Genomic DNA, 26,421 nt, shown 5'->3' with positions numbered 1-26,421 from the left:
GATGAGCACGGTCCCCGGGCCCTCGTTGTCGGACCGGCCCCCTACTATGCCTGTTGATCGACGGTGGTTGTGGGGCGGGTAGGGTGATCCAACCGCCAGGAGCCTTGCTGCACAGGGCCGGACAGGGGTGATCGGGATGAATTGGGGCCTAATGAACTGGGGGGTGGCGGATTAATGGCTTCCGCGACGCGGGTGCGGCCGGCACCCCACGGGCAGGCCTCAGTACGACCCACCACACCGTCCCAGGGACCGGCGGCACCCCGACTCAAGGCACGGCCAGGGCACTTCGGTTCGTTCCGACTGCAACAGCTCGTACTGATCGAGATCGCCGCGGCGCTGCTCCTTGTGGCCTGGGTGATCGATCCGCTGATGCTGGTTCCCGCTTTTGTGGTCGCCGCGCTGCTGGTGCTGCTGGCCCTGCTGCGCAGGCACCGGCGCTCGATGCCCGAGTGGCTCGCCACCGTCTTCGCCCTCCGCGCGCGCAGGCGCAGGGCCGCATCGCTGGTCCTCCCGCCCGATACGGAACCGGGGCTCGCGCCCGCCGTCGAGTGCGACCCCGCTCTGCGGACGTACACGTACAGCGACCGCGACCGGCGACCGGTGGGCATGATCGGCGACGGGACCTTCCTGACGGCCGTGCTGCAGGTCGAGTCGGACGCCACGGCCCTGCGGCCGGACCGTACCGCCAGGCCGCTGCCAATGGCTCTGCTGCGCGATGTGCTCGACGTCGACGGCATCCGGCTGGAGTCGGCACAGATCGTCCAGCACACCCAGCCCGCGCCCGCACCGCATCTGCCGCAGCAGTCGGTCGCCGCGCGCAACTACGCACCGCTGCAGGCGCAGACCGGGTCACCCGCGATACGGATCACCTGGATCGCGCTGAAGCTCGACCCTGAACTCTGCCCGGAAGCGGTGGCGGCGCGCGGCGGCGGCCTCGATGGCGCGCAGAAGTGCCTCGTGCGGACCGCCGACCAGCTGGCGAGCCGGCTGACCGGCGCCGGATTCCGGGCCACCGTGCTGACCGAGGAAGAGCTGACGGCGGCCATCGCCACCTCCTCCTGCGCCAGCCCGATGGCCAACGCACAGGCGAGCCGGGCGGAGACACCCGCGTCGCGCACCCAGGAGACCTCGCGCACCTGGCGCGTCGACGACCGCCGCCACACCACGTACTGGGTGAGCCGCTGGCCCCAACTGGGCGGCGGCGGGGCCCCGATGCCGCAGCTCGTCGCCCTGCTCACCTCCATCCCCGCGCTGGCCACCACTTTCAGCCTCACGCTGGGGCACGGCGACCGGCAGGGCGTGACGGTCAGCGGGCATGTCCGCATCACGGGGCGCAGCGACGAGGAACTGGTCGCCGCGCGCCATGAACTGGAGCGCGCCGCTCGCGGGGTCAAGACCGGGCTGGTGCGGCTCGACCGTGAGCAGCTGCCCGGCATGCTCGCCACACTGCCGCTCGGGGGAGCCCGCTGATGTCTGTGCCTGCCGCCAAGCCTCGTATCGGCTTCGGACTGATCGGACCGCGCCGGGACCGGCATGCGCTCTCGATGGACCAACTGTCCTCGCTGGCGCTGCCGGTCGGCGACGACGGAGTGATCGTCGGCGTCGATGCCGAGAACAAGCCCGCGGTGCTGGGCATCAACCGCCCCACGGCGTACGACGTCACGCTGATCGGCGGCCTGTGGACGACGCAGGTGCTCGCGCTGCGGGCGGCCGCGACGGGTGCGCGGGTCACCGTGGAGACGGGCCGGGCGCACGCCTGGACGACGCTGGCCCAGGCGGCGGGCGGCGGACAGCAGTGCATATCGCTGCACGATGTGGGGCGGGTGCCGCCGCAGGGCGCTTCGGCCGGCAGTCCGGTCGTGGTGGTACGGGACTGCGGGATGCGGCCACCGCGCGGGCGGGTGGTCTCGGGTCCCTGGCAGTCGGTGGTGACGCTGCTGCCGTATCTGAGCCCGGTGGCACCGCGGCTGATGGAGAAGTCGGGTCTGGTCGGGATACAGCGCGTCTCGCCGGACGAGGCCGCGCAGATCGGGCGCATCATGCATCTCCCGCGGCCCGAGACCGAGGCGCTGTCCACTCTTGCGGACGGCGTCACGCTCTGGTGCACTGCGCGGGACCGGCAGTTCGTCATGATGCAGGCCACGGACGCCGAGACCGGATTGTTGGGCAGCGCTCGCCGGATGGACTGAGCAGCCATCAGTCCGTATGCAGTTGTACCATTTTGACCTATCGACTTCTTACGCTCTGCCGCACTCGGTTCACTTGGGGGCAGCGCGTGACGTACGGGACAGTCGCCGACGCGTGGTCGGGCCTGACGTACCGAGGTTGTTGACGATTAGGGTGGGACAGGGCACGGCAGAAGAGCCTGCGGGCATGTTGGCCGCGTCCTACAGGGGGAGAGCCGGGTCGATCGGACGAACAGGTCGCCCCCACCCACCACGGCACAAGGGTGCTCGACCACACCAGGAGGCAAAGTGAACGGCGATCGGGACGAGATCCACGGGGGCTGGAACATTCCCGTCGATGATCAGTCCGACGCGGAGCCCGCCGAGATGACGGGTGAGTTCACCATCGACTACACCCCGCCGGCCTGGTACACGCAGAACGCGTCGGGCGATACATCGAGCGGGGGTGCGGGTCAGCAGGGGCTCACGCCTCCTCCCGCGCCGCCCAACGGTCCGCCGGTTGCGGTGCCGGGGCTGCCCGCGGGCAGTGGCTTCGAGCCGAGCTGGGCGCCGACGCCGCCGCCTCCTCCGGCACAGGTTCAGGCACCCGTGCCGGCTCCTGCCCCGGCGCCTGCCCCCGCGCCTGCTCCTGCACCGGCTCCTGCCCCTGCCCCTGCGCCTGCGCCTGCGCCCACGCCCGCTGCTGTGCAGCCGGCTCCGGCTCCGGCTGCTGAGGCGGCCGCCCAGCCCGCGCCGCAGCCTTTCGGAGGCGGCGATATCGAGAGCGGGGCGACCATGCGGTTCTCCCCGGCCGCGCTGAAGCGCGAGATGGAGGAGCGGGCCGCGGCCAAGGAGACGGAGGAGTCCGGCTCCGGTATCGGTTCCGGCACTGGTTCCGGCACTGGTTCTGGCTCCGGCACTGGTCCGGAGGGCGTAATGGACGATTCCGCCGAGGCCGAAGCCGAACCTCAGGGCGAGGCTCCGGCGGGTGCCACCGAAGCCGACGCGTCCGAGGCCGCCTCCGCGGATGACACCGCGGACTCGGTCGGCGACGAGCCGCAGGACTCCGACGGAGACGACGCCGAGCCCCGTGACGAGGCCGCCCAGGCGGACGCGGAAGTTCCGGCGGACGCGGAGGTTCCGGCCCAGGAGCCGGCCGACTCGGTACCCCAGGACGCCGCCCCGGCCGACTCGGTACCCCAGGACGCCGCCCCGGCCGACTCCGTACCCCAGGACGCTCCGCCCGCGCCCGCGCCGGTTCAGCCGTGGTCCCCGACGCCCCCGGCACAGAGCACCGGACTGCCGCCGCTGCCGCCCGCCTTCCAGCCGGCCGCACCGACGTCCGCGCCGCAGTGGCCGGTATCCGCGCAGACAAACGACCAGTCCGCCCCACCGCAGGCTCAGCTGCCGGCGCAGAACGGTCCTCAGGCCGCGCCCGCGTGGCAGACATCCGCCCCGGCGGCCCCGTCCGTTCCCTTTGTTCCTGAGCAGCAGGGCGGTTACGGGTTCCCGCAGCAGGGCCGGCCCGGTCAGCCCGCGCCCGCCGCGCCGCTGCCCCCGGACGTCCCGGGCCCCGACGCGCAGAACCCGCACGGCGGTTACGGCTTCCCCCAGCACGGACAGCCGGTGCCGGGACAGCCCGCCCCGCACGGCTACGGATTCCCGCAGCCCGGACAGCCCGGCCAGCCCGCAGCACACACGCCCGTACCGCCGCAGACGCCGAACCTGCCCGCGCCCGCCACACCCCTTCACGCCGCGCAGCAGGGCCAGCCCGTGCCGCCGTCGCCCGCGCCCGCCGCGCCGCTGCCCCCGGCCGTCCCTGGCCCCAATACACAGGCCCCGCACGGCGGCTACGGCTTCCCCCAGCCCGGGCAGCCCGGGCAGCCCGCAGCACACGCGCCCGTACCGCCGCAGACGCCGAACCTGCCCGCGCCCGCCACGCCCTATCTGCCCGCGCAGCAGGGCCAGCCACAGGCTCCCCCGCAGGCCGGGCCCACCGACCCGCGGACCGGTGCCTCCTGGCCCACGCCCGTCACGCACGACCAGCGCGAGCGTTCCGTGCCCGGCGCCCCGCTCGGATACACCGCCGCCGTCGAGCTCTCCTCCGACCGCCTGGTCCGGGGCAAGCAGAAGGCCAAGAGCAGCCGCAATCCCTCCAGCGCCGCCCGCTTCAAGCTCGGCGGCAAGAAGGAGGAGGCGGAGCGGCAGCGCAAACTCGACCTCATCCGTACACCGGTGCTGTCCTGCTACCGGATCGCGGTCATCAGCCTCAAGGGCGGCGTCGGCAAGACCACGACGACGACCGCGCTCGGCTCGACCCTGGCCACCGAGCGGCAGGACAAGATCCTGGCGATCGACGCCAACCCGGACGCCGGCACGCTCGGCCGCCGGGTGCGGCGCGAGACCGGGGCCACCATCCGTGACCTGGTCCAGGCGATCCCGTACCTCAACTCGTACATGGACATCCGCCGGTTCACCTCGCAGGCGCCCTCGGGTCTGGAGATCATCGCCAACGACGTGGACCCGGCGGTCTCGACGACGTTCAACGACGAGGACTACCGGCGTGCGATCGACGTACTGGGCAAGCAGTACCCGATCATCCTGACCGACTCCGGTACCGGTCTGCTCTACAGCGCGATGCGCGGAGTGCTGGATCTGGCCGACCAGTTGATCATCATCTCGACGCCGTCCGTGGACGGTGCGAGCAGTGCGTCGACGACACTGGACTGGCTTTCCGCCCATGGGTACGCCGAGCTGGTGCAGCGTTCCCTCACGGTCATCTCCGGGGTCCGCGAGACCGGAAAGATGATCAAGGTCGATGACATCGTTCAGCACTTCCAGACGCGCTGCCGCGGTGTGATCGTGGTGCCCTTCGACGAGCACCTTTCGGCCGGCGCCGAGGTCGACCTCGACATGATGCGCCCCAAGACCCGTGAGGCGTACTTCAACCTGTCCGCGCTGATCGCCGAGGACTTCGTACGCGCTCAGCAGCAGCAGGGGTTGTGGACCGCGGACGGCAACCCGCCGCCGCACCTGGCCCCGCCGATGCCGGGCCACCAGCAGGCGCCGGGGCATCCGATGCCCGGACAGGCCGCCCCCGGACAGCCCATGCCCGGACAGCCGTACCCGCCGCAGCAGCCGTACCCGCAGGGGGAGCCGCAGCCGCCGTACGGTGGCCAGCAGCCGCCGCAGGGTCAGCAGCCCTATCCGCCGCAGGGCTGGCAGCAGTCGCTGCCCTCCCAGGCGCAGTCCCCCGCTCCGCCCGCACCTGTCCACGGACTGCCCGGCCAGCCGGTCCAGCCCGGTCCGCAGGGCCAGCCGGGTGGTCCGGGACAACCGGATCTGCAGGGGCCCGTACCGCCCGCCGGATGGCCGCAGCAGCAGCCTCCACAGGCACCGCCAGCCCCTCAGCAGTAGCGCGACAGAGGTCTAAACCAATGAGGGCCCGCACCGTCTCCACGGTGCGGGCCCTCATTGCATTCCCGCAGCCCACACGGGGTTTGACGGATCGTTGACGCAACTCGCCACCGCTGATAAACCTTCGCTTCACCTTCTCCGAGCGACTGATGACGCGAGGTTCCCGTCCCATGGCCACAAAGGTTCCACCCCGCATCCGACTGCTTCTGGCCTCCGGCGCCGCCGCCCTGTTGGTGACCGGCTCGGCAACCCCCTCGGCCCAAGCCGCCGACGACGGCGGCAAGAAAGTCCTCACCGTCGCCGTCTCGCAGAGCGTGGACTCCCTGAGCCCGTTCCTGGCGCAGAAGTTGGTCAGCACCACCATCCACCGACTGGCCTACGAGTACCTGACGAATTACGACGTCAAGGACGCCCACCCGATCCCCGGCCTCGCCACCGCGTGGAAGCCGTCCCCGGACAAGCTGACGTGGACGTACACCATCCGGAAGAACTCCAAGTGGTCCGACGGGAAGCAGGCCACCGCCGAGGACGCCGCCTGGACCTTCAACAAGATGATGACGGACGAGAACGCGGCCACCGCCAATGGCAGCTTCACGGCCAACTTCAAGAAGGTCACCGCACCGGACCCCGAAACACTGGTCATCGAGCTGAAGAAGCCGCAGGCCACCATGGCGGCGCTCGACGTCCCGATCGTGCCCAAGCATGTCTGGGAGAAGGTCGGCGACTTCTCGAAGTTCAACAACGACAAGAAGTTCCCCATCGTCGGCAACGGCCCGTTCATCGTCACCGACTTCAAGGTCGACCAGTTCGTCAAGCTCAAGCCCAACAAGGACTTCTGGCGTGGGACGCCCAAGTTCGACGAGCTGGTATTCAAGTATTACAAGGACGGTGACGCGGCGGTCGCCGCGCTGCAGAAGGGTGAGGTGTCCTTCGTCCAGGGCCTCACGCCCGCCCAGGCCACCGCCCTCAAGAGCGCCGACAACATCAAGGTCAACGACGCGCCGGGCCGCCGCTTCTTCGCCCTGGCCACCAACCCGGGCGCCAGGTCGAAGGACGGCAAGGCCTTCGGCAGCGGCCATACGGCGCTGCTCGACCCGTCCGTCCGCAAGGCCCTCTTCCACGCCACCGACCGCAAGACCATCGTCGACAAGGTCTTCCAGGGGCACGCCGTCGAGGGCGAGGGCTACATCCCGCCGCGCTTCGAGTCGTACTTCTGGAAGCCGGACGCGAGCCAGAAGATCGCGTACGACCCGGCGAAGGCTGCCACGCTCCTCGACCAAGCCGGCTACAAGAAGAACGGCAGCGGCAAGCGCGTCGACAAGGACGGCAAGGCGCTCGACTTCCGTATCCTCTGCCACGCCACCGACCCCAATGACAAGGCGATCGGCAAGTATCTGCAGGAGTGGTGGGGCGAGCTCGGCGTCGGGCTCAAGGTCGACTGTCTCGACAATGTCTCCGACCCGTGGGTCAAGGGCGACTACGACCTGGCCTTCGACGGCTGGTCCGTCAACCCGGACCCGGACTTCGTCCTCTCCATCCACACCTGTTCCGCGCTGCCTGCCACGCCCAAGGACACCGGCGCGACCGACAACTTCATCTGCGACAAGCAGTTCGACGGTCTGTACGCGCAGCAGACCGCGGAGTACGACGCCGCCAGGCGGACCGGCCTGGTCAAACAGATGGAATCCCGGCTGTACGACACGGGCTACATGAATGTCCTCGCGTATCCGAACGCCGTCGAGGCGTACCGTACCGACCAGATCAAGTCCATCAAGACGATGCCGGAGGCCGCGGGCAATCTCTGGGGTCAGGACGGCTACTGGAGTTGGTGGTCGGCCGAGCCGGCCGCCGGTGACGGCAGCTCCGACAGCGGCGCTTCCAAGGGCGTCGTGATCGGCATCGGCGCGGCTGTCGTCCTCGCCGCCGGACTCGGGCTCTTCGTCATGATGCGCCGCCGTTCCAGCGCGGAAGACCGTGAATAGTCGATGAGCACTACGAGCACGACAAGCACCACCGCAGTGGCGCGGGTCCCCGAGGCCCGCGCCGCGAGCGGCAACGTACGCGCCTATCTCCGCTATGTGGCGGGCAAGCTGGGCGGCGCGGCGATCTCGCTGCTCGCCGTGCTCGTCACCAGCTTCTTCCTCTTCCGGATCATCCCGGGCGACCCGGTGAAGGCCATGACCCATGGCATGCCGACGTCCGCCGAGCAACTGGCCACACTGCGCCGCCAGTTCGGTCTCGACCAGCCGATGTGGCAGCAGTTCACCGACTACTGCGCCAAGGCGCTGACGGGCGATCTCGGTACGTCGTACCAGTTCCACGCGCCCGTCGGCGAGCTGATCACACAGAAGGTGCCGGCGACGCTCCTGCTCACCGGTGCCGCCGTGATGATCTACTCGGCGCTCGGGCTCTGGCTCGGCACCCGCTCCGCGTGGCGCCACGGCAGCCTCGGCGACAAGCTCAACACCGGTGTGGCGCTCACCTTGTGGTCCGTGCCGGCCTTCTGGCTCGGCCTGCTACTGATCATCACCTTCTCGGTGGGCGTCGGTCCGCTCCCCGGAATGTTCCCGACCGGCGGCATGGAGTCCGGTGACAGGACCGGCTTCGCGTACGTCACCGATGTCGCGCACCACATGGTGCTGCCGGTCACCACCCTGGTCGCGGTCGGATACGCCCAGACGCTGCTGGTGACACGGTCCTCGCTGCTGGACGAGATGGGCAGCGACTATCTGACGACGGCCCGGGCGAAGGGGCTGCGGGACGATGTCGTACGCCGTCGGCATGCCGTTCCGAACGCGCTGCTGCCCACCGTCACCATGGTCTTCATCAACCTCGGCCATGTGGCGGCCGGTTCGATCCTCGTCGAGACGGTCTTCTCCTGGCCAGGCCTGGGCGGGCTCTTCTACCAGGCGCTGAGCGTGCCCGACCTGCCGCTTGTCCAGGGACTCTTTGTGGTCTTCGCCGGCGCGATGATCCTGATGAACCTGTTCGCCGACCTGCTCTATCCACTGCTCGATCCCCGGGTGGGCCGATGACAACGACCCCGGTCACCAAGACCACACAGACCGCGTCCTCTCTCTCCTGGGCGCGCCGCCGCGATTCGGTGGCGCGTTTCTGGCGCTCGTACCGCACCCACCGGACGGGGCTCTTCGGCCTCGGCGCGCTGGCGCTCATCGCGCTGGTGGCGCTGGCCGCTCCGCTGCTCGTCGGCGCCGATGTGCAGAGCGTGACGAACGCACCGGGGACGGCGCTGGAGCGGCCGAGCGGTGAATTCCCACTCGGCACCGACCAGTTCGGGCGTTCACTGCTCGGGCTGCTGGTGTGGGGAGCAAGGATCTCGCTCACCGTGGGACTGCTGGCGGCCACCCTGTCGGTGGCCATCGGCACCCTCGTCGGCATCATCGCCGGCCACTACGGCGGCTGGTTCTCGACCGTCCTGATGCGGATCACGGACTGGTTCCTGGTGATGCCGACGCTGGTGCTGGCGATCGTGCTGGCGACCGTGATGTCCCGGAGCGTGTGGACGGTCGTCATCGCGATCGGCGTGACCAGCTGGCCGACGACGGCACGGCTGGTGCGCGCACAGACCATCGCGGTCGAGTCCCGCCCGTACATCGAACGCGCGAGGGCGCTCGGCGGCGGACACAGCCACATCATGAGCCGTCATGTGCTGCCCAATGTGATGCCGCTGGTCCTCGCCCAGACGACGCTCGGTATCTCGAGCGCGATCCTGACCGAGGCGACGCTTGCGTTCCTCGGCCTCGGTGATCCGACGATCGTCTCCTGGGGCGGCATGCTCCAGGACGCGCGGGAGGCGGGCGCGGTCTCGTCGGGCCACTGGTGGTATCTGGCGCCGCCCGGTATCGCCATCGCGCTGGTGGCGCTCGCCTTCACACTGTGCGGGCGCGCGATCGAGTCTGTGCTCAACCCGAAGCTGGGGGTGGCTCGTTGAGCCTGCTCGAGGTCAGGAACCTGCATGTGACGTACGGCTCCGGGGCGCGGGCGGTGCCCGCCGTACGCGGCGTCGATCTCAGCCTGGAGGCCGGCCGGAAGCTGGGCATCGCGGGCGAGTCGGGCTGCGGCAAGTCGACGCTCGCCCTGGCCCTGCTCCGGCTGCTGCCCGCATCCGCCAGGCTGACCGGCGAGATCCTGCTCGACGGGGAGGACGTCCTCACCATGAAGTGGGGGCGGCTTCGGGCCGTGCGGTGGGCGGGCGCGTCGATCGTCTTCCAGGGCGCCATGCACTCGCTCAACGCGGTGCACCGGATCGGCGACCAGATCGCCGAACCGATCCTGCTGCACCGGAGGGCGACCCCGGCAGCGGCGAAGAAGCGCGTCGCCGAACTCCTCCACCAGGTGGGCCTGCCCGCCGCCCGGGCTGACGCCTATCCGCACGAGCTGTCCGGCGGCCAGCGCCAGCGCGTGATGATCGCCATGTCTCTCGCCTGCGACCCCCAGCTCATCGTGGCGGACGAGCCGACCACGGCGCTGGATGTGATGATCCAGGCGCAGATCCTGCGGCTGATCGAGCAGCTGGTCGCCGAGCAGGACATCAGCCTGCTGATGATCAGCCACGATCTGGCGGTGCTCGCCGACACCTGCGACCGGCTGGCGGTGATGTACGCGGGCCGGGTCGTGGAGGAGGGCCCGGCGCAGAGGGTGTACGGCGCGGCGGAGCATCCGTACGGGCAGGCCCTGTCCGCGGCCTTCCCACGCATCGGCGATCCCGCGTCTCGCCGGGCGCCGCGCGGTCTGCCCGGCGATCCGCCGGACCCGTCGGCGCTGCCGGGCGGCTGTGCGTTCCACCCGCGCTGCCCGGTCGCGCTGGACGCGTGCGCGGAGGGGGACCAGGTGCTGGCCACGGCGGGGGACGGGCATCGGGCGGCATGCGTGCGCGTGGGCGCCGCGGCGGGAACGGAGGAGCGGCTGTGACATCGCCCGAGCTACCGAACCCGCCCGAGCTACCGAACTCTCCCGACCTGCCGTACTCGCCCGACCCGCAGCGCCGTCAGGAGCCAGCCGTGATCACCACTCCCCTGCTCTCGGCCACCGGTCTGAACGTCACGTTTCCCGGGCGGCGCGGCGGTCCTTCCGCCCGTGCCGTCGACGGCGTCGACCTGGACATCGGCACGGGCGAGATCGTCGCGCTGGTCGGCGAGTCCGGCTGCGGCAAGACGACGCTGGCCCGCTCGCTGCTCGGCCTGGTGCCGCCCACGTCGGGGCGCGTCACCTTCGGCGGCAAGCCGCTCGACTACGGCTCACGCGCGCTCAAGACCTACCGCAAGCGCGTCCAGCTGGTGCTCCAGGATCCGAGCGGCTCCCTCAACCCACGGCACACCGTGTACGACGCGGTGGCCGAGGGCCTGCGGATCCACGGGTACGCCGGGGACGAGCGCGAGGCCGTCGCAGAGGCCCTCTCCCGGGCCGGGCTGCGGCCTCCCGAGCGGTTCTTCCTGCGGTACCCGCACGAGCTCTCCGGTGGTCAGCGCCAGCGCGTCGTCATCGCCGGCGCGCTGGTTCTGCAGCCCGAGCTGATCGTCGCCGACGAGCCGGTGGCCTCACTGGACGCGTCCGTACGCGGCGAGATCCTGGCGCTGCTGCTGCGCCTGCGGGACGACCTGGGTCTGTCCGCACTGGTGGTGACCCATGACCTGGGCCTCGCGTGGAACATCGCGGACCGGGTCACGGTGATGTACCTGGGCCGGATCGTGGAGTCGGGCTCGGTCGAGGACGTACTGACGAACCCTCAACACCCGTACACACAGGCCCTGCTGTCGGTACTGCCGGAATCGGACGGTGCGCCTGTGGTACTGACGGGCGAGCCGCCGGACCCGTCCCGAATCCCGCCCGGCTGCCGTTTCCACGCACGCTGCCAGGTGCTGGCGTCGGGCGAGGCGGAGCGGGCAGGGGTCGCGGACAGCTGCCGTACGAGGGACCTTCCCGTACTGGCGAGTGCCACGGGCGCCCAGGTGGCCTGTCACTGGGCCGGGCGGGACTAGAAACTGTCCGGTGGTCCGGGGTCAGGGCCCAGGATCACCGGACAGGAGTCCTCAGGCGACGCCGATGATCTCGCGGCAGCGCTTCACGTCATCGGCGATCGCCTCGAGCAGCGCCTCGATCGAGTCGAACTTCTCCTGGCCCCGCACATACGCCAGGAAGTCCACCGCCACATGCAGCCCGTACAGATCAAGACCCACGCGGTCGATGGCGTACGCCTCCACCGTTCGTTCCGTGCCGTCGAACTGCGGGTTCGTGCCCACCGAGATCGCCGCCGGCATCCGCTCGCCGTCCGCCGTCAGCCACCCCGCGTACACCCCGTCCGCCGGAATCGCCGTATGCGGCAGCGTCTCCACATTCGCCGTCGGGTAGCCCAGCTCGCGGCCGCGCTGCGCGCCGCGCACCACCACGCCCTCGACGCGGTGCGGGCGGCCGAGGATCTCGGCGGTGCCCTCGACGTCGCCTTCCGCGACGAGGCGGCGCGTCAGGGTCGAGGAGAACGGCTCGCCGCCGCCGGCCTCGCCGCTCACAAACAGGTCGACAACCTCGACCTCGTAGTCGTACGTCGCGCCGAGCTCGGCCAGGTACGCGACATTTCCGGCCGCCTTGTGGCCGAAGCGGAAGTTCGGCCCCTCGATGACCGCGCACGCGTGGAGCTTGTCGACCAGCACCTTCACGATGAAGTCGGCCGGCGACAGCTTCGAGAACTCGGTGGTGAAGGGGAGGATCAGCACCGCGTCGACGCCGAGCTCCGCCATCAGCTCCGCCCGCCGGTGGTGCGGTGCGAGCAGCGGCGGGTGGCTGCCGGGCCGTACGACCTCGCTCGGGTGCGGGTCGAAGGTGACGACGACCGACTGCACGCCGAGCTCGCGCGCCCGCTCCACTGCCCGCCCGATGATCAGCTGGTGCCCACGGTGCACGCCGTCGTAGGAGCCGATGGTGACGACGCTGCGTCCCCAGTCCTGGGGGATGTCCTCCAAGCCACGCCAGCGCTGCACTGTGACCGCTCCTCGCCCGAACCTGTGTACGTGATTGCCGATTACGCAGGTCTAAGACTGCCATGCCCGTCGCCTTCGGTTCGCATCGGCACCGGACTGCCGAGCCTCTCGACCGTCGGGGACCTCGCGGGCCGGCTCGACCAGCCGCCGGTCGTAGCAGGTCTCGCCCTCGGGGGGACGGACGAGGAGCAGGCCGGTGCGGTGCGCAAGCTCGCGGGTGCGCGCGCTCGTACTCCTCCAGCAGTACGTCGGCCGGACGCGGCGAGTACCGGCGCGAACGCTCCGCGCAGCAGGCCGGTGAACAGCGGGAACAGTACGGCGCGGGCGGCCGGGCCCTGCTCGGGGCGTCGGTCTACGTACGCGGCGGCCTGTGCCGCGCCGTCGGGCCGATGGTGGATGTACTCACCGACCGGCGCGGCGGCACGTCGGGCGAGAGCCGGAGTGCTGACCTCCGCGAAGACGGGTTCGGGGTGGGTGGTGAGCGCGGCTGCGAGCCCGCTCGCGGGCAGCGCGGGCCGGCGCCGCGGAATGCCGCGAGTGCCTTGTCGAGATACCTGGCGCGGGTTCCCGGATCAAGGACGAGGAGCGGTGGCCAGTCCGTACGCGGCGGCCGCGGCGCGGCGCTCCGGCCGCGGGTCGTGGGCCCAGCGGTCGAGGGACCGGCACAGGACGGTCGGCTCCTCTTCCGCGAGCACGGCGAGGAGCTCGTCGGCGCGCGGGTCGACGGTGGCGACGAGAGCCTCGGCGAGGTCGTCGGGTGCGAGGCCCCGGCAGGCATACAGCAGCGCCTGCGCGGCGACGGCGACAGTGGGCCGTATTCCGGCGTTCGGGCCCGAGGGCAGCGGTGTCCCGTCGCTGAACCAGCGGCACAGCAGCGGCTGTACGACGACGGGGTCCGCGGTGAGCCGCGCGGCGACGGCATCGAGGTAACGGCGCCCGGTCCGGCCCCCGGGCACTCCGTCGGCGGGCACCAGCCGCCGCAACAAATCGATCCGCTCCTCCTCGGTCACCCTCAACCGCTCCCAGAACCGGGGCCCGAACTCGCCAAGTGAACCGAGGTGTTGGGGACCGCCTTCGCGTACGGAACGCTGGGTGATCCGCTCGGCGAGCAGCCGCAGAGTGGGGAGATACGTCCCGGCGTCGGGCACCCGCAACAGGACCTCCCCAAGGAGATGAGCACCCCACCACTGAGCGTCGTCGAGCTTCTGCGCGCCTGCTTCGGCCGCGGAACCCGCTGTCCACAGGCAGCCGGGAACATGCCCACCTGCCGGAGCACCACCGGGGCCCGGTGCGGCCACGCCCACCGAAGCACCACAGCGCTCAGCCCAAGTGCCCGGCACAGCCGGACCGCCGGTCGCACCACTGCCCGCTCCGACTCCGGAACCCGACGCCCACAGGCAACCGGGAACATGCCCACCTGCCGGAGCACCACCGGGGCCCGGTGCGGCACCGCCCACCGAAGCACCACAGCGCTCAGCCCAAGTGCCCGGCACAGCCGGACCGCCGGTCGCACCACTGCCCGCTCCGACTCCGGAACCCGACGCCCACAGGCAGCCGGGAGCATGCCCACCTGCCGGAGCACCACCGGGCTCAGCCCAATCGCCGGCAGCGGCACCGCACGCCTCGCACACGGAGCACGCTCCCCCAGGACCGCCCGTTGCGCCCCCGCCTGGCCGGGCACCACCCGCCTCGGTCGCGGGTCCCGGCGCCCACGGGCAGCCGCAGACGGGCCCGGGGCCCGGCACCTCGTTGGTCGGCGCCGCCCCGACGCGCTCTCCCCGCGTCGGCTCCAGGTGGTCCAGTGCGTCGATCAACTCCTCCAGTCTGCGTGCCAGTTCCGGCGGGCCGCCCTCCCTTCCCAGAAGCAGCAGGGCCTGGACCACCGGGCCGATGCGGTGGCGGGGGACCGGGAGGGCGTGGGGGCAGCGCTCGTGCGAGCCCGGGGGCGGGGGGACGTGGGCGCCTGGGCCGTTCGTCCCCGGTCGCCACGGCAGGCTCCCCGGCGCCCGCGCGTGCCAGCGGTGGACCAGCCAGTGGAGCGCCGCGTCGAGGTCCAGGTGCGCACCCTGCAGCCAGTCCGCGAGCTCCTCGTGCCGGAAGCGGTAGCCCTCGCCCGCCGGGACCAACAGGCCCTCGGCGAGGACCGCGGAGGCCCAGCCCGTACGCCACGGAAAGATCTCCTCGAAGGACTCGCGGTCCAGCCCGCCCTGTCCGGGGCCGAGGCAGCGCCGCGCCGCCTCATGGACCTGGCCCGCCACCCTCGCCGCCAGCCGGCGGACCGCGGTACCGCGCAGCGGCGGGCGGGACGCCGCGGCGACACGGACCGCGATCCGCAGGCACATCAGGTCCAGATGGGCGGTGAACACGTCCTCGCGGCCGAGTTGCCCCGGTACCTCACCGAGCGGCCCCGGTACCTCATCGGACCGCCCCGGTACCCCGCCGGGCAGCGCCTCCCGCACCTCCGCGAGCAGCCGCAGCGCGAGCGGGTGCCGCTCGTCCGCGGCGGCGATCGCTCCGGCCGGGAGCCCGTACCGCTCACGCGCGCGCTCCGCCTCACCCGCGGACAGGTCGCCGATCCGCAGCGCGGGCGGCAGCCGGTGCGCGGGTACGGCCGGCCGGTGCAGCGCCTCCGGCGGATAGAGCGCGCCGGCCTGCTCCCAGTGCTCGGGACGGCAGCCGACGACCAACCGCACACCGCAGGAACTCAGCCAACTCACCGTCCCCGCTGTCCAGTCGGGCAGCCGATGGGCCAGTACGGGCGGCATCTCCTCGGGCCCGTCCAGCACGACGAGCAGCGGCCGCCCGGCCTCGCGGGCCAGCCGCGCCACCCGCTCCGGGGTGACGAGCTCCATGTCCCCGCGCGGTCCCGACGCGGCGAGGATACGTCCTGTCTGCCGGATCGCGCGGGCGACCGCGTCGGCGACGGAGGTGTCGTCGGCGTGCAGATCGGCGCCGCGCAGCCACACGGTGGGCGCCGGTTCCGCACCGCGGGCGCGCCGGGCGGCCAGCGCGGAGAGTTCGGTCGTACGACCCGTCCCGGGATCGCCGACCAGGCCCATGACCAGCCCGGTGAAGGACGCGAACTCCCGTACGGTGTCGGGTCGTTCTTCGGTATCGGGCCAGACGCCCGGCCCGCCGACCGACCCCGTGGACGTCGCGGTGAGCTCCAGCACGCCGGCCAGGTTGAGGTCGTGCCCGTACCCGGGAACCGTCGCCGCATTGCGCCGCAGCAGTTCGGCGAGCGGCCCGTCCGGCGGGAAACCCGGGGCCCGCAACGGCAGCGCGAACCCCGCCGCCCGGTGACCCGCCTCCGGCGCGGTGCCGAGGACGCCCAGCACCGCACCTGTCATGGCGTCCAGCACCGGGCCCCCGACGGCTTCGCCACCCAGCCGCAGGGCATCTCTGCCGTCCGTGCCGATCGCCAACTCCATCGCGTCGCCGACCAGATGGAGGCGATCGGTCGCGATGTACGTCATCTGCGCCGCCCCGAGCACTCGCGCCTCCCGCCAGCCATGGGCCGCGAGCCGTACATACGTCCCCGTCTCGACCCGCTCCCGCATGCTGATCGGCAGCGGCCGTACCCCGAGCCCTTCGGTGCGTACCAGTGCCAGACCGGCCTCGGGCAGGGGAACGACGGCGTCAGCCTCGGCGAGGCAGGTACGCCCGCCGGGCGCGTGCAGCACGACCCGGACCAGCCCGTCGACCGCCTCATGACTGGTCACGACCGTGCCCCGGTCGTCGGCGACGAACCCGGTCCCGCGCGGCCGCCCCGCCGGATCGCAGATACGTACCAGCGTCGCCAGGTCCCCGCGTCCCATGCTGTCGACGTTAGGTCGGCAGTGATCAGCGGGAGAAGGACGCATACCGAAAGCGCCCCCGAATACACCCGCGGTTCACTCCGAGCGCCCGCCCGATGGGGTGAATCCGTGAGCTGCGGTGGATAGACACCTTCGGAGGGGGATCGTGGAACGGGCAGCGGCTCTGCCCGTTCCACGGTGCGGCCACCGGCCGCGCGAGCTCAGCCGAAGACGGCGAGGCTCTTGGCCTTGCCCTTCTGCTCCTCCACCAGCACCAGGAAGCGCCCGTCGGGTCCGAAGACCGCCACCGGCGCGGTGTCGTACGCCGGCATGTCCAGCCGTACACCGTTGGTCAGGAGCTTCGCCTGCCTCTCGTCCACGTCCCAGCGCGGGAACGCCGCCGCGGCGGCCTCGGCGATCGGCATCACCGTCAGCTCCTCCTGGAGCTGGTCGAGCGTCTTCGCCGCATCGAGTCCGTACGGACCGACCCGAGTGCGCCGCAGCGCCGTCAGATGCCCGCCGACGCCCAGATCGGCGCCGAGGTCACGGGCGAGGGCGCGGATGTACGTACCGGACGAGCAGACCACCGAGACGACCAGGTCCACAACCGGCGTCCCGTCCTCGGCAACGGCCTCCCGGACGTCGTACACCTGGAACGACGAAACGGTCACCGGGCGGGCCGGGATCTCGAAATCCTCGCCGCCGCGGACGCGGGCGTACGACCGCTTTCCGTCGATCTTGATGGCGCTGACCTTCGACGGAACCTGCATGATCGCGCCGGTCAGCCTGGCGACGCCGGCGTCGATGCCGTCCCGGGTGACCGCGGACGCATCGGCCGAGTTGGTGATCTCACCCTCCGCGTCGTCCGTGACGGTGTTCTGCCCCAGCCTGATGGTGCCGAGGTACTCCTTCTCGGTGAGTGCGAGGTGGCCGAGAAGCTTGGTGGCCCTTTCCACGCCCAGCACCAGTACACCGGTGGCCATGGGGTCGAGCGTCCCCGCGTGTCCGACGCGGCGGGTCCTGGCGATCCCGCGCATCTTGGCGACGACGTCGTGCGAAGTGAAGCCGGACGGCTTGTCGACGATGACAAGGCCGTCCGGCGTCTTGTTCTGCTGTGTCATTCGGAGGCTTCGTCCCCGTCTGCGTCCTCGTCCTCCGGCTTGCGGTACGGGTCCGCATCGCCGGCGTACTTGGCGCCCGAGGACACCTCACGCACCTTGGCGTCGGAGGCACGCGCCTTGTCGAGCAGGTCCTCGATCGTCTTGGCGTTCTCCGGGAGGGCGTCCGCCACGAACGTCAGGGTCGGCGTGAACTTCGTCCCCGCCGCCGCTCCGACCGCCGAGCGCAGAACGCCCTTGGCGCTCGCCAGCCCGGCTGCCGCACTCGCCCGGTCCTCGTCGTCGCCGTACACCGTGTAGAAGACCGTGGCCTCCCGCAGGTCGCCGGTGACACGGGTGTCCGTGATGGTCACGTGCGTACCCAGGCGCGGGTCCTTGATGCCGCGCTGCAGCTTCTCGGCGACCACCTCCCGGATGAGGTCTGCCAGCTTCTTCGCCCGCGCGTTGTCGGCCACTGGTCCTTCTCCTTCTTTGCCTTGCTCAGTCAGTCTTCGTCGCTGTGGAGCCTGCGTCGAACCGACAGCAGCTCCACCTCCGGCCGGGCGGCGACAAGGCGCTCGCACCGGTCGAGTACATCTGTGAGGTGCCCCGTGTCCCCGGACACCGCGGCCAGGCCGATCTCGGCCCGGCGGTGAAGATCCTGGCCGCCCACTTCCGCCGCGCTCACCGCGTATTTCCGCTGGAGCTCGGCAACGATCGGGCGGATCACGGAGCGTTTCTCCTTCAACGAACGTACGTCGCCGAGGAGCAGATCGAAGGACAGTGTCCCCACATACATGTATGTCCGGATGTCCCGCCGGTACGGGTTAGAGGGCCCTGCCCGCTCTTGGCAGGGACACAAGAACCGTACACGGAACGGCCGGGGCCGATCGACGGAAATACTCTCCGCCGACCGGCCCCGGACCGGATGCCGTGCGTCAGCTCTTGCGTCAGCCGCGCGGCTTCTCGCGCATCTCGTACGTCGCGATGACGTCGTCGATCTTGATGTCGTTGAAGTTTCCGAGGTTGATACCGCCCTCGTAGCCTTCGCGAATCTCGGTGACGTCGTCCTTGAAGCGGCGCAGACCCTGGATGTTGAGGTCCTCCGCGATGACCTTGCCGTCGCGGACGAGGCGCGCCTTGGTGTTGCGCTTGACCTCGCCGGAGCGGATGAGAACACCCGCGATGTTGCCCAGCTTGGACGAGCGGAAGATCTCGCGGATCTCCGCCGTACCGAGCTCGACCTCTTCGTACTCCGGCTTGAGCATGCCCTTGAGGGCCGCCTCGATCTCCTCGATGGCCTGGTAGATCACCGAGTAATACCGGACGTCGACGCCTTCGCGCTCCGCCATCTGCTGGGCACGCCCGGCAGCGCGGACGTTGAAGCCGATGACGATGGCGTCGGAGCCCATCGCCAGGTCGATGTCCGACTCGGTGACCGCACCCACGCCGCGGTGCAGCACGCGGATGTCGACCTCTTCGCCGACGTCGAGCTGGAGCAGCGAGGACTCGAGAGCCTCCACCGAACCGGACGCGTCGCCCTTGATGATGAGGTTGAGTTCCTGCACCAGACCGGCCTTGAGCGCCTCGTCCAGGTTCTCCAGGGAGAACCGGACGCCCTTGCGGGCGAAGTTGGCGTTCCGCTCACGAGCGGCACGCTTCTCGGCGATCTGACGGGCCGTACGGTCCTCGTCGACAACCAGGAAGTTGTCGCCGGCACCCGGGACGTTGGTGAGACCGAGGACGAGGACCGGAGTCGACGGACCCGCCTCTTCCACGTTCTCGCCCTTGTCGTCGAGCATCGCGCGGACACGGCCGTACGCGTCACCGGCGACCATCGTGTCGCCGACGCGCAGCGTGCCTCGCTGGACCAGGACGGTCGCGACGGCACCGCGGCCGCGGTCGAGGTGGGCCTCGATCGCAATACCCTGCGCGTCCTGGTCCGGGTTGGCCCGCAGGTCGAGCGAGGCGTCCGCGGTGAGGACCACGGCCTCCAGCAGGCTCTCGATGTTGAGGCCCTGCTTGGCGGAGATGTCGACGAACATCGTGTCGCCGCCGTACTCCTCGGCCACCAGACCGAACTCGGTGAGCTGACCGCGCACCTTGGTCGGGTCGGCACCCTCGACGTCGATCTTGTTGACCGCGACCACGATCGGCACGTCGGCCGCCTTGGCGTGGTTCAGCGCCTCGATCGTCTGCGGCATCACACCGTCGTTCGCCGCCACCACGAGGATCGCGATGTCGGTGGACTTCGCACCACGCGCACGCATGGCGGTGAACGCCTCGTGACCCGGGGTGTCGATGAAGGTGATGGCGCGCTCTTCACCGTTGACCTCGGTGGCGACCTGGTACGCACCGATGTGCTGCGTAATACCGCCGGCCTCGCCCGCAACCACATTCGTCTTGCGGATCGCGTCCAGCAGTCGGGTCTTACCGTGGTCGACGTGACCCATGACGGTCACGACCGGCGGACGGGACACGAGGAACTCCTCGCCGCCCTCGTCCTCGCCGAACTCGATGTCGAAGGACTCGAGCAGCTCGCGGTCCTCCTCCTCGGGGCTGACGATCTCGAGGACGAAGTTCATCTCGTCCGCGAGCAACTTCAGCGTCTCGTCGGAGACGGACTGCGTGGCAGTGACCATCTCGCCGAGGTTCATCATCACGCCGACGAGCGACGCCGGGTTGGCGTTGATCTTCTCCGCGAAGTCGGTCAGCGAGGCACCGCGCGACAGACGGACGGACTGTCCGTTGCCGCGAGGCAGCATGACGCCGCCCACCGACGGGGCCTGCATGGCCTCGTACTCCTGGCGCCTCTGCCGCTTCGACTTACGGCCACGACGCGCCGGGCCGCCGGGACGACCGAAGGCGCCCTGCGTGCCACCACGGCCGCCGGGACCACCCGGACGTCCGCCGAAGCCGGGACGGCCACCGCCGCCACCGAAGCCGCCGCCGCCACCGGGGCCACCGCCACCGGGACGACCGGCGAAACCGCCGCCGCCACCGGGACGACCGCCACCGCCACCGCCACCGGGACGACCGGCGAAGCCGCCGCCGCCGCCACCGGGACGACCGGCACCGGCGCCGCCGGGACGACCGCCGCCACCACCGGGACCGCGACCGCCGCCACCGGGGCCGCCACCAGGACGGGGACCGGCAGCAGGACGCTGCGGCATCATGCCGGGGTTCGGACGGTTACCACCGGGGGCACCGCCAGGACGCGGAGCGCCGCCCTGCGGGCGGGGCATACCGCCCGGGCTCGGACGGGCGCCGCCCTGACCCTGCGGACGGGGAGCGCCGCCGGGACCACCCTGCGGACGCGGGGCACCGGGACGGTCCTGACCGCCGCCGGGGCGCGGGGCGCCACCCGGACGGGGCGCCTGCGGGCGCGCCATGCCGGTGGAGCCACCAGAGGTGAAGGGGTTGTTGCCCGGACGGGGACCCGCCGGACGGTTGCCGCCGGGACGCGGGGCGCCCTGACCGGCGGGACGCGCCGGACGATCGCCACCACGGCCACCGTCACGGCCGCCGTCGCGCTGACCGCCGGCCGGAGCCGGACGGGCGGAGCCACCGGCAGGACGAGGCCCGGGGGTGGCACCCGCGGGACGCGAGGGGGCCTGCGGCGCTGCGGGCTGGGCCGGAGCCGGGGCCGAGAACTCGGCCGCGGGAACCGGAGCCGCCGGAGCGGGCTTGGCCGGTGCCGGCTTGGGACCCGGACGCGGACCCGGAGAGGCCGGGGCGGCGGACGGGGTGCTGGGGGTGCTGCTCGCCGGAACCTCGGCTGCGGCCGGCTTGGGGGCCGGGGCGCCGGGCTTGGGGGCAGCGGGACGGGCCGACGACGCCGGGGAGGGCGCGCCGGGCTTGGCGGGCGCGGCCTTACGAGGCGCGCCGGGCTTCGCAGCGGACTTGCCGGCGTTGCCGCCGGGCCCCTGCAGTGCGTCAGTCAACTTGCGTACAACCGGCGCCTCGATCGTCGAGGACGCCGAACGGACGAATTCACCGAGTTCTTGGAGCTTGGCCATGACGACCTTGCTCTCAACCCCGAACTCCTTGGCGAGTTCGTATACCCGGACCTTAGCCACTTCGCTCCTTTTAGGTCCGGGTTACCGCCGGACCGTCGCTACTTCATGGGCGTACTCATCGCGTACTCATCGAGTGCTCATCGCAATCTCGACCTACTTCCAACTCGCGAGGTACCTGACCGCACGGGGTTCCGTGCCGTACTTCTTCTTACGGTGCTGCCTGCTCGACATACCGGCGTACATCCGCGGTATCGAGCGGTCCCTTGGCCCTGAAGGCCCGTGGGAACGCTCGGCGGCGGACCGCCAGGTCGAGACAGACCAAGGCGGGGTGTACATACGCACCCCGGCCGGGCAGCGTACCGCGATCATCGGGGACGCAGGCGTCTCCGGTCATCACGATGCGCAGCAGATCGCTCTTGGCCGCTCGCTCCCGGCATCCCACACAGGTTCGCTCAGGGCATACGCGGGCATGCGTCCGGCCAGACACGTCTAAGTCTACCTCCCCGGACCGACCTCACCCCTTTGGGGCAAAAATCGAACGGTTGTTGTCTTGATCCAGGTGACATCCCGCCGTCAGCGCAACGGGATCCCGCCCGCCCCGACGGTCCGGAGGTGTCCCCCGGACCGTCGGGGCGGGCGGCACAGCATTCCTCAGCCCTGGTCGGAGCCCCGGTGCCGGTCGGAGTCCCGGTCCGGCCCCTGGTCGTCGCTCTGCTCCGTGTCGGGGCGGATGTCGATACGCCAGCCGGTGAGACGGGCGGCCAGGCGGGCGTTCTGCCCCTCCTTGCCGATCGCCAGCGACAGCTGGTAGTCGGGGACGGTCACCCGTGCGGAACGCGCGCCCATGTCGACGACCTCGACCTTGCTGACGCGGGCCGGCGAGAGGGCGTTGGCCACCATCTCTGCCGGGTCGTCCGACCAGTCCACGATGTCGATCTTCTCGCCGTGCAGCTCGGCCATGACATTGCGCACCCGGCCGCCCATCGGGCCGATGCACGCGCCCTTGGCGTTCAGGCCCGAGCGGGTCGAGCGAACGGCGATCTTGGTGCGGTGGCCGGCTTCGCGGGCGATCGCCGCGATCTCGACCGAGCCGTCCGCGATCTCCGGGACCTCGAGTGCGAAGAGTTTCTTCACCAGGTTCGGGTGAGTGCGGGACAGGGTCACGGACGGGCCGCGCACACCCTTGGCGACCCGGACGACGTACGTACGCAGCCGCAGACCGTGGGTGTACTCCTCGCCCGGCACCTGCTCCTGCACCGGCAGGATCGCCTCGAGCTTGTCGTCCAGCCTCACCAGGACGTTCTTCGGGTCCTTGCCCTGCTGCACCATGCCGGCGACGACATCGCCCTCACGGCGGGCGTACTCACCGAAGGTGACGTCGTTCTCGGCGTCCCGCAGCCGCTGCTGGATGACCTGGCGGGCGGTGGTCGCGGCGATACGGCCGAAGTCGGAAGGGGTGTCGTCGAACTCCTTGGCCTCCTGCCCCTCTTCGAGGTCGGCCGCGTCCTCCTTCGCCCACACCGTCACATGGCCGGTGTCCCGGCTGAGCACGACGCGCGCGTGGCGTCGGCTGCCCTCGGTGCGGTGGTACGCGATAAGGAGGGCCGACTCGATCGCCTCGACCAGCAGGTCGAAGGGAATCTCCTTCTCTTGTGCCAAGCCCTTCAGGAGCTTTACGTCGATGTCCACGGCTACGCCTCCTCTTCCTTCTTGTCCTTGCGGTTGAACTCGATCTCCACCCGTGCCTTGGCGATGTCCGCGAAGGTGACACGGATGGCGGTGGGCTTGCGCCCCTTCACGCCCGGCACTTCGAGGTCGAGTCCCTCGTCGTCCACGGTGAGGATGCGGGCCACCAGCTCTTCGGCCGTTCCGCCATCGTGCAACTGGAACTTCACCAGTCGGCCGACGGCGCGTACGTAGTGGCGGTGCTGGGTCAGGGGGCGGTCGGCGCCCGGCGAGCTCACTTCGAGGACGTACTCGCCCTCGCCCATCGCGTCCGTCTCGTCCAGCTTCTCGGAGATCGCGCGGCTCAGCTCGGCACAGGCGTCCAGCTCCACGCCCTCGTCGGAGTCCACGATGATCCTCAGCATGCGGCGCCTGCCCGCCCGGGACACCTCGATCTCTTCCAGATCCAGGTCCGCGGCGCTGACGAGCGGTTCCAGCAGCCCGCGCAGCCTCTCGCTCTGGGTGGTGCTCATCCGGGTGACTCCTCGGCCGCGTGTGCTGTTGTGGGGATCGTCGCGTGTCAGATCAAAGGGTATCCGGTCCCGGGGGGTGTTGCCGTCCACCTGCGCCGGACCCGCAGGTACGCTCGCCTGCGGCGATGATCACTGCGGGCCCGAGGGAGAGACGCGTGGGGCGCACGGGCACAACACGGAGGCATGCGCTCATCCTGACGGGGGCAGCGGCGACCGCACTGTTGACGGGCTGTTCGACAGATGAGCCCGAGGGACGGCGTACGGCGGGCTCGGCGCCCGATCGGGCGCGCGCGGAGGCGGCACTGCGGCGCAGGCTCGCCGCCACGAGCGGCGCGCTGCGTGACCAGTACGACGCCGTCATCAGGCAACATCCAGCGCTGGCCGGGCAGTTGAACGCTCTGCGGGCGGCGGTCGCCGAGCATGTGACGGCGCTCGGCGGGACGACGCGGGTGGCACCACCGGTGCCGGTTCCGGCCGATGCCGGGGCCGCGGTCAAGGCACTGGCCGCGGCGGAGCGCCGTACCTCCGACGCGCACACGGCCGCCCTTGTCGATGCGGAGCCCGAGCTGGCCCGGCTGCTCGCCTCGGTCGCGGCGGCCGGCGCCGCGCATGCGTATCTGCTGACGAAGGGTGGCGCGCGATGAGCACGCCGGACGCGCCGGAGGCCGTGCTGGCCACGCTGGCGGCCGTACAGGCCGCGCTCGCCGCGGAGCATGCGGCGGTGTACGGGTACGGGGTCGTCGGCGGCCGGATCGGCGACGACCGGGAGGACGAGGCCCAGGCCGCGTACGCCGCGCACCGGGCCCAGCGGGACGCGCTGGTGCGCACCGTGCGCGATCTGGGAGGGGCGCCGGCTGCGGCGGCCCCTGCGTACGCGCTGCCCTTCCCGGTGCCGGACGCGGCCGCGGCGGTGCGCCTCGCCGCGGTGCTCGAGGACCGGGTCGCGGGTGTCTACTCCGATCTCGTACGGGCCGCGGAAGGGCCGCTGCGGCGGGAGGCCGCGGGCTCGCTGCGCGAGGCGGCCGTCCGTGCGGTGCGCTGGCGCGGCAGCGGCGTAGCCTTTCCTGGGCTCGCCGAGCGGAGTGGGCGTCCAGCGCGCTGAAGCGGAAAGGGAACAACGGACGTATGGCTTTCGAACCGCCGCAGCGGCTCGTCCGGGCACTCGGTGAGACCTACGGGGACACGGCCGCGGACGACTGGCTCGGGCAGCTGCCCAAGACCGTCCAGGAGTCGGTGGACCGGTGGGAGCTGGACGTCGAGCGGGTGGTGGCGCCGGGCGGCAGGAGCAGTCTGGTCGTCCTCGTACGACAGCCCGACGGTACGGCCGCCGCGCTGAAGGCCGCCCCGTCCTTCGCCGCGCCGGCACTGGAGCGGGCGGCGCTGGAGCACTGGGACGGCTGGGGCGCGGTGCGGCTGCTCGCGTCGTCGGAGGAAGCGCTGCTGCTGGAGCGGCTGCATCCGGAGGTGTCCCTGCGGTCGCTGCCGGAGGCGAAGGCGTTGCTGGAGGCGGCGGGGACGGTGCGGCGGCTGTGGGTCGAGCCACCGGCGGACCATGGCTTCGAGACGGTGGCGGAGCGGACGGCGCGGCAGGCGGAGGCGGTGCGTGCGTTCGCGGATCCGGGCGCGGCTTCAGTGGTCGCCGCGGCGCTTGACGCGCGCGACGAGCTCACGGCCCTGTCGCCCGAACTCCTGCTGCTGCACGGTAACTTCCGCCAGGGCAAGGTCCTCGCGGGCGACCGCACGCCGTGGCTCTCGGTCGGCCCGGAGCCGCTGGTGGGTGAACGCGCCTACGACTTGGCGCGCCTGGTCCGCGACCGGGTCGAGGACCTGATCGCGGCGTCGTCCGGTGCGTCTGCGGCCCGCCGCCGGGTGAACAAGCTGGCGGACTCGCTGGAGGTGGACCGGGAACGCCTGCGCGGCTGGACGTTGTTCCGGGCGGTGGAGTCGGGCACGCGGGCGATTGCGGCGGGGCGGCGCGGGGAGGGCGAACTGGCGCTGGAGTTCGCGGGCTGGCTGTTGTAGCCCGCGGGTCCCGTCGGCGCACCGGCTCCGGGGCGCGGGCCGGGGCCGCCTGCGGCGCGCTTTCCCCTACCCGCCCCTTCCCGAAACTGGGGGCGGTGCCCCCAGGCCCCCGGGGGGAGGGCACGTGGGGGCTGACGCCCCCACACCCCAGGGCCGCCGGCTTCGCGGCGCAGGGCGCTCGGGCCCCGGTACCCGCAGGGCGCCGGCCTACGCGGCACAGGCGCTCGGGCCCTGCACCCCAGGGATCCCAAACCCGCAGCATGGACGCTCAGGCCCACATCCGCAGGGCGCAAGCCCACAACAGGGAGCCTCGGGCCACAACGACCCAGGGCGCCGGCCCCGCGGCACGGGCGCTCAGGCCGCACATCCGCGGGACGCCATCCTCACGGCGTGGCGGCCAGGCCCCACATCCGCAGAGCGCCGGCCCCGCATCACAGGCGCTCAGGCCACACATCCGCGGAACGCCATCCTCACGGCGTGGCGGCCAGGCCCCACATCCGCAGAGCGCCGGCCCCGCATCACAGGCGCTCAGGCCACACATCCGCGGAACGCCATCCTCACGGCGTGGCGGCCAGGCCCCACATCCGCAGAGCGCCGGCCCCGCATCACAGGCGCTCAGGCCGCACATCCCAGGGCACCCCCTGCAGCCCAGGAATGCCGGCCTCGCGGCGTAGGGCGCTCAGGCCCTGCACCCCGGAGACGCCGGCCTCA

Annotated in this window: 20 protein-coding genes; 11 read left to right on the top strand and 9 right to left on the bottom strand. The window is 71.5% G+C overall.

The annotated features are described in order from the left end of the window. Nucleotides 1-174 precede the first annotated feature (174 nt). The 8 genes from eccE (at nt 175) to OG735_RS30915 (ending at nt 11,581) form a co-directional block, all read left to right on the top strand. Entirely contained in the window at nt 175-1,470 is a 1,296-nt protein-coding gene (gene eccE, locus OG735_RS30950; protein ID WP_327326417.1) for a type VII secretion protein EccE, read from the top strand. After that, on the top strand, nt 1,470-2,189 hold the full coding sequence (locus tag OG735_RS30945; RefSeq protein ID WP_327326416.1) for a hypothetical protein: 720 nt from the start codon (nt 1,470-1,472) through the stop codon (nt 2,187-2,189). Before eccE ends, OG735_RS30945 begins: the two co-directional genes overlap by 1 nt. A 285-nt stretch (nt 2,190-2,474) precedes the next feature. Then, nucleotides 2,475-5,582 (top strand): SCO5717 family growth-regulating ATPase, encoded by a 3,108-nt coding sequence (locus OG735_RS30940; protein ID WP_327326415.1) that lies wholly within the window; start codon nt 2,475-2,477, stop codon nt 5,580-5,582. Between the two features lie 170 nt (nt 5,583-5,752). Beyond that, nucleotides 5,753-7,564 (top strand): ABC transporter substrate-binding protein, encoded by a 1,812-nt coding sequence (locus OG735_RS30935; RefSeq protein ID WP_327326414.1) that lies wholly within the window; start codon nt 5,753-5,755, stop codon nt 7,562-7,564. Between the two features lie 3 nt (nt 7,565-7,567). Next, on the top strand, nt 7,568-8,617 hold the full coding sequence (locus OG735_RS30930) for an ABC transporter permease (protein WP_327326413.1): 1,050 nt from the start codon (nt 7,568-7,570) through the stop codon (nt 8,615-8,617). After that, nucleotides 8,614-9,534: an ABC transporter permease gene (locus tag OG735_RS30925; protein WP_327326412.1), complete on the top strand. Its 921-nt coding sequence runs from the start codon at nt 8,614-8,616 to the stop codon at nt 9,532-9,534. Before OG735_RS30930 ends, OG735_RS30925 begins: the two co-directional genes overlap by 4 nt. Beyond that, nucleotides 9,480-10,514, top strand: coding sequence for an ABC transporter ATP-binding protein (locus OG735_RS30920; protein WP_442812519.1), 1,035 nt, complete (start codon nt 9,480-9,482; stop codon nt 10,512-10,514). Before OG735_RS30925 ends, OG735_RS30920 begins: the two co-directional genes overlap by 55 nt. Nucleotides 10,515-10,603: 89 nt before the next feature. Continuing rightward, nucleotides 10,604-11,581, top strand: coding sequence for an ABC transporter ATP-binding protein (locus OG735_RS30915; protein ID WP_327326410.1), 978 nt, complete (start codon nt 10,604-10,606; stop codon nt 11,579-11,581). Between the two features lie 51 nt (nt 11,582-11,632). Here OG735_RS30915 and OG735_RS30910 read toward each other — a convergent pair whose 3' ends face one another. The 9 genes from OG735_RS30910 to rimP all read right to left on the bottom strand — a co-directional run bounded on the left by OG735_RS30910 (nt 11,633) and on the right by rimP (nt 23,688). After that, nucleotides 11,633-12,577 carry a bifunctional riboflavin kinase/FAD synthetase gene (locus OG735_RS30910; protein ID WP_327326409.1) on the bottom strand — a complete coding sequence of 315 codons (945 nt, stop codon included), beginning with the start codon at nt 12,575-12,577 and terminating at the stop codon, nt 11,633-11,635. Between the two features lie 572 nt (nt 12,578-13,149). Next, nucleotides 13,150-16,395, bottom strand: coding sequence for a serine protease (locus OG735_RS30905; RefSeq protein WP_327326408.1), 3,246 nt, complete (start codon nt 16,393-16,395; stop codon nt 13,150-13,152). Between the two features lie 200 nt (nt 16,396-16,595). Continuing rightward, complete coding sequence (truB, locus tag OG735_RS30900; protein WP_327326407.1) at nt 16,596-17,495, bottom strand: tRNA pseudouridine(55) synthase TruB; 900 nt, start codon at nt 17,493-17,495, stop codon at nt 16,596-16,598. Beyond that, the gene (rbfA, locus tag OG735_RS30895) at nt 17,492-17,947 is read right to left on the bottom strand and encodes a 30S ribosome-binding factor RbfA (RefSeq protein WP_327326406.1); all 456 of its coding nucleotides are present in this window, start codon (nt 17,945-17,947) and stop codon (nt 17,492-17,494) included. The genes truB and rbfA overlap by 4 nt, the downstream gene beginning before the upstream one ends. A 29-nt stretch (nt 17,948-17,976) precedes the next feature. Then, nucleotides 17,977-18,270 (bottom strand): DUF503 domain-containing protein, encoded by a 294-nt coding sequence (locus OG735_RS30890; protein WP_327326405.1) that lies wholly within the window; start codon nt 18,268-18,270, stop codon nt 17,977-17,979. Between the two features lie 151 nt (nt 18,271-18,421). After that, nucleotides 18,422-21,550, bottom strand: coding sequence for a translation initiation factor IF-2 (gene infB, locus OG735_RS30885; RefSeq protein ID WP_327326404.1), 3,129 nt, complete (start codon nt 21,548-21,550; stop codon nt 18,422-18,424). A 148-nt stretch (nt 21,551-21,698) separates the two neighbouring features. Further along, nucleotides 21,699-21,977 carry a YlxR family protein gene (locus OG735_RS30880; protein WP_327326403.1) on the bottom strand — a complete coding sequence of 93 codons (279 nt, stop codon included), beginning with the start codon at nt 21,975-21,977 and terminating at the stop codon, nt 21,699-21,701. Nucleotides 21,978-22,141: 164 nt separating this feature from the next. Beyond that, the gene (gene nusA / locus OG735_RS30875; RefSeq protein WP_327326402.1) at nt 22,142-23,179 is read right to left on the bottom strand and encodes a transcription termination factor NusA; all 1,038 of its coding nucleotides are present in this window, start codon (nt 23,177-23,179) and stop codon (nt 22,142-22,144) included. 2 nt (nt 23,180-23,181) lie between these two features. Continuing rightward, nucleotides 23,182-23,688 carry a ribosome maturation factor RimP gene (rimP, locus tag OG735_RS30870; protein ID WP_327326401.1) on the bottom strand — a complete coding sequence of 169 codons (507 nt, stop codon included), beginning with the start codon at nt 23,686-23,688 and terminating at the stop codon, nt 23,182-23,184. Nucleotides 23,689-23,843: 155 nt separating this feature from the next. Between rimP and OG735_RS30865 the strand changes: the two genes are divergently transcribed. Genes OG735_RS30865 through OG735_RS30855 form a run of 3 tightly spaced genes read left to right on the top strand, consistent with a single transcriptional unit; the run spans nt 23,844 to nt 25,710 of the window. Beyond that, nucleotides 23,844-24,332, top strand: a complete 489-nt coding sequence (locus tag OG735_RS30865; RefSeq protein WP_327326400.1) for a hypothetical protein — start codon at nt 23,844-23,846, stop codon at nt 24,330-24,332. Beyond that, entirely contained in the window at nt 24,329-24,790 is a 462-nt protein-coding gene (locus OG735_RS30860; RefSeq protein WP_327326399.1) for a ferritin-like domain-containing protein, read from the top strand. The genes OG735_RS30865 and OG735_RS30860 overlap by 4 nt, the downstream gene beginning before the upstream one ends. A gap of 23 nt (nt 24,791-24,813) precedes the next feature. After that, nucleotides 24,814-25,710 (top strand): aminoglycoside phosphotransferase family protein, encoded by an 897-nt coding sequence (locus OG735_RS30855; RefSeq protein ID WP_327326398.1) that lies wholly within the window; start codon nt 24,814-24,816, stop codon nt 25,708-25,710. Nucleotides 25,711-26,421: the final 711 nt, after the last annotated feature.

This window comes from Streptomyces sp. NBC_01210 (assembly GCF_036010325.1).
Classification (GTDB): domain Bacteria; phylum Actinomycetota; class Actinomycetes; order Streptomycetales; family Streptomycetaceae; genus Streptomyces.
This window is presented reverse-complemented; position numbering and strand designations above follow the sequence as displayed.

Excerpts from the sequence above, each read along its gene's own strand:
- eccE (WP_327326417.1), top strand. The coding sequence starts at position 175 with ATGGCTTCCGCGACGCGGGTGCGGCCGGCACCCCACGGGCAGGCCTCA.
- OG735_RS30945 (WP_327326416.1), top strand. The coding sequence starts at position 1,470 with ATGTCTGTGCCTGCCGCCAAGCCTCGTATCGGCTTCGGACTGATCGGA.
- OG735_RS30935 (WP_327326414.1), top strand. The coding sequence starts at position 5,753 with ATGGCCACAAAGGTTCCACCCCGCATCCGACTGCTTCTGGCCTCCGGC.
- OG735_RS30930 (WP_327326413.1), top strand. The coding sequence starts at position 7,568 with ATGAGCACTACGAGCACGACAAGCACCACCGCAGTGGCGCGGGTCCCC.
- OG735_RS30925 (WP_327326412.1), top strand. The coding sequence starts at position 8,614 with ATGACAACGACCCCGGTCACCAAGACCACACAGACCGCGTCCTCTCTC.
- OG735_RS30905 (WP_327326408.1), bottom strand. The coding sequence starts at position 16,395 with ATGGGACGCGGGGACCTGGCGACGCTGGTACGTATCTGCGATCCGGCG.
- truB (WP_327326407.1), bottom strand. The coding sequence starts at position 17,495 with ATGACACAGCAGAACAAGACGCCGGACGGCCTTGTCATCGTCGACAAG.
- OG735_RS30890 (WP_327326405.1), bottom strand. The coding sequence starts at position 18,270 with ATGTATGTGGGGACACTGTCCTTCGATCTGCTCCTCGGCGACGTACGT.
- rimP (WP_327326401.1), bottom strand. The coding sequence starts at position 23,688 with ATGAGCACCACCCAGAGCGAGAGGCTGCGCGGGCTGCTGGAACCGCTC.
- OG735_RS30860 (WP_327326399.1), top strand. The coding sequence starts at position 24,329 with ATGAGCACGCCGGACGCGCCGGAGGCCGTGCTGGCCACGCTGGCGGCC.
- OG735_RS30855 (WP_327326398.1), top strand. The coding sequence starts at position 24,814 with ATGGCTTTCGAACCGCCGCAGCGGCTCGTCCGGGCACTCGGTGAGACC.